Origin of the sequence: Corynebacterium sp. HMSC30G07 (assembly GCF_001806945.1) — a bacterium.
GTDB classification, from domain to species: domain Bacteria; phylum Actinomycetota; class Actinomycetes; order Mycobacteriales; family Mycobacteriaceae; genus Corynebacterium; species Corynebacterium riegelii.
Genome location: NZ_KV786458.1, coordinates 1 through 617, shown reverse-complemented (window position 1 = coordinate 617; position 617 = coordinate 1). Strand labels below are relative to the sequence as shown.

Below are 617 nucleotides of genomic sequence, written 5' to 3'. Positions count from 1 at the left end.
AAGGGCGTACGGTGGATGCCTTGGCATGCTGAGCCGATGAAGGACGTGTGAGGCTGCGTTAAGCCTCGGGGAGTTGCCAACTAAGCGTTGATCCGAGGATGTCCGAATGGGGAAACCTGGCACCAGTTATGTGGTGTTACCTGCAGGTGAATCTATAGCCTGTATGGGGGTGAACGCGGGGAAGTGAAACATCTCAGTACCCGCAGGAGAAGAAAACAATTGTGATTCCGTTAGTAGTGGCGAGCGAACGCGGATGAGGCTAAACCATGTGTGTGTGATACCTGGCAGGGGTTGCGCATGTGGGGTTGTGGGGCGCATCGTAAGTTATCTGCTAGTGACTTGCTTGATGTGGTTGTGTCAGCGGAAGCGCCTGGGATGGTGCACCGGAGAAGGTGATGAGTCCTGTACGCGAAGACATAGCTGTGTTGGGTGTATGTGTTTTTCCCCGAGTAGCAGCGGGCCCGTGAAATCTGCTGTGAATCTGCCGGGACCACCCGGTAAGCCTAAATACTCAGTGTGACCGATAGTGGATAGTACCGTGAGGGAATGGTGAAAAGTACCCCGGGAGGGGAGTGAAAGAGTTCCTGAAACCGTGCGCTTACAATCCGTCAGAGCAC

The 617-nt window shown here is 54.3% G+C and carries 1 rRNA gene; it reads left to right on the top strand.

What is annotated here, in order from left to right:
- Positions 1-617 (top strand): 23S ribosomal RNA (locus tag HMPREF3104_RS04740); the annotation flags it as partial.